This is a genomic window from Streptomyces sp. LS1784, assembly GCF_020103755.1.
Taxonomy (GTDB): Bacteria; Actinomycetota; Actinomycetes; order Streptomycetales; family Streptomycetaceae; genus Kitasatospora.
The window spans coordinates 1-4,371 of record NZ_JAHSQD010000640.1 but is presented as its reverse complement, the minus strand read 5'-3'; the positions used below and the strand labels follow the sequence as shown (position 1 = coordinate 4,371).

Annotated in this window: 3 protein-coding genes; 2 read left to right on the top strand and 1 reads right to left on the bottom strand. The window is 76.1% G+C overall.

What is annotated here, in order from left to right; genetic code table 11:
- Positions 1-410 precede the first annotated feature (410 nt).
- Positions 411-2,030: a tetratricopeptide repeat protein gene (locus KS423_RS39550; protein WP_224284563.1), complete on the top strand. Its 1,620-nt coding sequence runs from the start codon at positions 411-413 to the stop codon at positions 2,028-2,030.
- A 292-nt stretch (positions 2,031-2,322) separates the two neighbouring features.
- On the opposite strand, the gene KS423_RS39545 is transcribed toward KS423_RS39550, so the two are convergent.
- Entirely contained in the window at positions 2,323-2,979 is a 657-nt protein-coding gene (locus tag KS423_RS39545; RefSeq protein WP_224284562.1) for a histidine phosphatase family protein, read from the bottom strand.
- Positions 2,980-3,206: 227 nt separating this feature from the next.
- On the opposite strand from KS423_RS39545, the gene KS423_RS39540 reads away from it, so the two are divergent.
- Positions 3,207-4,371: hypothetical protein (locus KS423_RS39540; RefSeq protein ID WP_224284561.1), on the top strand; the 1,165-nt coding region annotated here is incomplete at its 3' end.

The following is a 4,371-nucleotide window of genomic DNA, read 5'->3' as shown; positions in this document are numbered from 1 at the left end:
GCGGCTGCCGCGGGGGACGCGGCTGCCCTCGACCGGGCCCCGGCCCGGGGCCCGGTCGTCGCCGGGCTCGGGGAGCAGGGCGGGGGCCGCGCCGGCGAGCACTCCCCCGGGGACGGGTCGGTACTGCGGCAGTCCGGTGGCCGTCATGGGCCCTCCTGTACCTCGTCGGTTCCGGAAGCACAGCCGTTGGGACGGGCCGCCGGGCTGGGACGGGCCGGGGGCGACGGCATGGGCTTTTCCGCGTACCAGGACAACGCGGCGGGCGCACCGCGGGCCACGGGGCGCCTTACAGCAAGGCATGGCATTTCATGGCAGATATCCCGCAACATCGCCCGTTTTGCCCTGGATTGACGGTCAATGCCCCACCAACCGACTGTGGCCACTCGGTGACTCCGAGTACTCTCGGCGCCATGGCAGCCACCCCACCGGCCGAGCCGAACCGACCGTCCCCCAACACCGTGATGCGCGCGCTGCGCGGCGACCGCTCACCGGGCGAGTTCGCCACGGCCGTCCGCAGAGCCGCTCGCGAGATCGGCGAGCACGTGTCCTGCGACGCCCGCTACGTCGGACGGGTCGAGTCCGGTGAGATCCGCTGCCCCAACTACGCCTACGAGCGGGTGTTCCGGCACATGTGGCCGGACCGCACGCTCGCCGACCTCGGCTTCGCCCCCCGGACCTCCGTCCGCCGCCGCTCGGCGGACGGGTCCGGCGGACGGGTCGAACCGCCTCCGCTCCACCCGACGTTCCCGCCCCTGCCCGCCCCGCGCTCACCTCTCTCCACTCAACTCCCGTACGCTGCCTCGCCGTACGCGGATCCAGCCGCTCCGGACGGGCCCCCGTGGCCGAGCCCCGGCGCGGTGCCCCGGGGGCCCGATGGATCGCCCTATCTCGACGAGGAGAACGACGACGTGCGTCGCCGTACGTTCCTGGCCGGCGGCACCACCGCGCTGGCCACCGTGATCGGCATCGACCGACCGGCCGCGGCCGCCGGCCGACAGGCCGGTGCCGACGGCGCCTCCGGTGCACTCACCGGCCAAGGCGTCCTTCCCGGTGCGGAGTTCACCGCACCGTCGCCGCTCGGCGGCGAACCGCTGGTGCCCGGTCGGCCCTGGCCGGTGGCACCGCTGCGCCGGGTCGGCGCCGCCGAGGTGCTCGGCGTCGAACAGGCCGTCCGGGAGATCCGGCTGGCCGACGACGCGCACGGCGCCGACGCCCTGTACGAACTCGCCGGGCAGTCGCTGCGCAACGCGTACGTGCTGCTCAACGAGTGCGAGTACAGCGCCGAGACGGAGCGCCGGCTCCAGGCCGGGGCGGGCGAACTCGCCATCTCGGTCGGCTGGTTGGCGCACGACTCGAACCGCCTCGCGGACGCCCGCTCGTTCTACTCCGAGGCGCTCGCCACCGCCCGGATGGCCGGGGACTCCGCCCTGGAGGCACACGTCTTCTGCAACAGCGCCTTCCTTGCCCGGGACGCCGGCCGCCCGCGCGAGGCGCTGCGCGCCGCCCAGGCCGGGCAGGTCGCCGCCCGGGGGCTGGACTCCGACCGGCTGCTCGCCCTGCTGACCATGCGCGAGGCCGGCGCCTGGGCGCTGCTCCAGGACCGCGCCTCCTGCGAGCGCGCGCTCGGCCGGGCGTACGCCCTGTTCGACCGGGGCCCCGGCGAGCAGGACCCGGAGTGGATGTCCTTCTTCGGCGAGGCCGAGATCGCCGGCCTCCAGGCGCAGTGCTGGTCGGCACTCGGCGACTGGGACCGCGCCAGCGAGCAGGCCGGGCTGGCGATAACGCTCCAGAAGCCGCACTTCGTCCGCAACCGGGTGCTGTACACCGCCGAGCTGGCCCACGACCGGCTCGGCCGCGGGGATCTGGCGGGTGCGGCGCACCACGGCTCGGCCGCCGTCGCACTGTTCGGTGACGTCGGCTCGGCCCGGATCCGGAGCATGCTCGCGGACACCGCCGGACGGCTGCGCCCGCACGTCGCGGTGCCCGAGGTGCGCCGGTTCCTGACCGACTACGACCGGGCGGCGGCCTGAGGCCCGCCTCGCGGACTCCGCCGCAGGCGCTCCTGCCGCCCACGGTTCGGCCGCCGGTGCTCGTTCGGAGGCAGCGCGACCGTGTCGGCCGCCGGACGGGTACGCCCGCCGCCATCGCCGACATCACGTCGAGTGCCGTGACCCCTACCGGCGTCGGAGTCCTCCGGCCCCCGGCCCCGGGCCTGCGCCCGCTCCACTGCGGGCCGGTCCCGAACGGCTGGGAAGCGGCGGAGCGAGCACGGACCGCGCTCCGCCGCCCATGTGCGGACGGCGTCTCCCGCCGGGCCGGGGGTCAGTGCCCGGCGCCCAGGCCCTCCAGGTGGGACAGGTCGTTCCAGACCTCCACCGCCGGAGCGCCGTACTCCCAGGACAGCACGCAGAGCGCGGCAGTGCCGAGCTTGAACCGCTGGGCGAACTCGGGCGGCAGGCCCAGCCAGCGCGCGGTCAGGATGCGCAGCAGGTGGCCGTGCGCGAACAGGACGACGTCCCGGTCGGCGCAGTGCATCACGGTGGTGTCCGGGTCCGGGACGCCGTGCTCGTCCTTGAGGGCGGCCAGGAAGGCGTCCACCCGGGCGGCCACCTCGGAGAGCTTCTCGCCGCCGGGCACCCCGTCGCGCCAGATCAGCCAGCCGGGCTGGTCGGTGGCCCGGATGTCCGCACCGGTGCGGCCCTCGTACCGGCCGTAGTCCCACTCCATCAGTTCCGGACGCTCCACCGCGCGGTCGCCGAAGCCGGCCAGCTCGCAGGTCTCCTTGGCCCGGCCGAGCGGGCTGGTGTAGACGAGCGCGTCCGGCAGCCCGTTCCAGGGGGCCTTGGCGAGTCGGGCGCCGAGGGCCCGGGCCATCGCCCGGCCCTCCTCGGTCAGCGGGATGTCGGTGCGGCCGGTGTGGCGGCCGGTGGCGGACCACTCGGTCTCGCCGTGGCGGACCAGCACGATTCGGGCGGGCATGGGCGGCTCCTCGCAACGGGCGGTGGCAACGGTCGGTCTCACCATTGAGCACCGGGCTCCATGATCCCCCACCCGGACGGCTGCCACGACGCGGGACCGTACCGGCGGCCACGGTCGCACGCCGGTGACCGCGGCCCGCCGGGCATGCGGTTCCGGCCACCCGGTACGTCGCCCAACGGCCGGTCCGCACCGCATTGTCGGACCCGGATGCGACACTGGGCCGCACCATGAACGTCTCGACGAACGTCCCGCCCGGCGGGCCCGCTGAGCCGCTCGCCCAGCGGCTCGCGGAGCTGCGCGGACCGGCCCCGCAGCGCAGTCTGAACGCCCGCTCCCTCGCCGCGCTCGCCGCCAATCCGGGCTGCCACCGCCGCGCCGTGCTCGACGCGGCCGGGGTGGACAAGTCGGCGCTGGCGGCCCGGCTCGGCCGCCCCGCCCCCTTCGGCCAGTCCCCCTTCGCCATCGCCCGCGGCGTGATCTTCGAGTCCCGGCTGAAGGCGGACGGCTACGCCCCGCTGCTGGAGCCGCTCCGCCACCACCTGGGCGTCCCGGCGGACGGCCACGCCCCGCTCCGGGTGCCGGACCTGCTGCACCGCTCCGGCCCGGCCGTACGCGCCGACCGGACGGCCGAGGCGCTGGCCCGGGCTGCCGCCGACCCGGAGGCCTGGACGCTGCTGGACCACCCGATGCTGCGCCTGGAGGTGGCCGGCAGCACCGCCTACCTGGAGCCGGACGCGCTGGTGGTGCACGGCGGGCGGTGCACCGTGGTCGAGATCAAGTCCTTCCCGGTGCTGGACGGCAGCGCGGACCCGGCCAAGGTCGGAGCCGCCGCCCGGCAGGCCGCCGTGTACGTGCTGGCGCTCCAGCGGGCCGCGGCCACGGCGGCCGGGCAGCCGCTCGACGAGGACCCGTACACCGAGCAGCGGCTGCCGGGCAGCCCCCGCACCAGCGTGCTGCTGGTCTGCCCGAAGGACTTCGGCAACCGGCCGACCGCGGTCGCCGTGGACGTCCGCCGCGAGCTGGCCACCACCCGCCGCCAGCTGGGCCGGATGACCGGCATCGGCGGGCTGCTGGCAGCACTGCCGCCGGACGCCGACTTCGACCTGGCCGCCGACGAGGACGGCGCACCGGCCCGGACCACCGAACAGCTGACCGCCTCGGTCGAGGCGGTGCCCGCCGCGTACAGCCCGGACTGCCTCTCCACCTGCGAACTCGGCTTCCACTGCCGCGCCCGGGCCCGCTGCGACGACCGGGTCGAGCAGCTCGGCCGGGGTGTGCGCGGCGAGCTGGGCAGCATCCGTACGGTCGCCGAGGCGCTGGCCGCCGCCGGCACGAAGAGCGGCGACCTCGACGGCGCGGACGACGCCGCCGAGCGCCTGGCCTACGCGGCCG

Excerpts from the sequence above, each read along its gene's own strand:
- KS423_RS39550 (WP_224284563.1), top strand. The coding sequence starts at position 411 with ATGGCAGCCACCCCACCGGCCGAGCCGAACCGACCGTCCCCCAACACC.
- KS423_RS39545 (WP_224284562.1), bottom strand. The coding sequence starts at position 2,979 with ATGCCCGCCCGAATCGTGCTGGTCCGCCACGGCGAGACCGAGTGGTCC.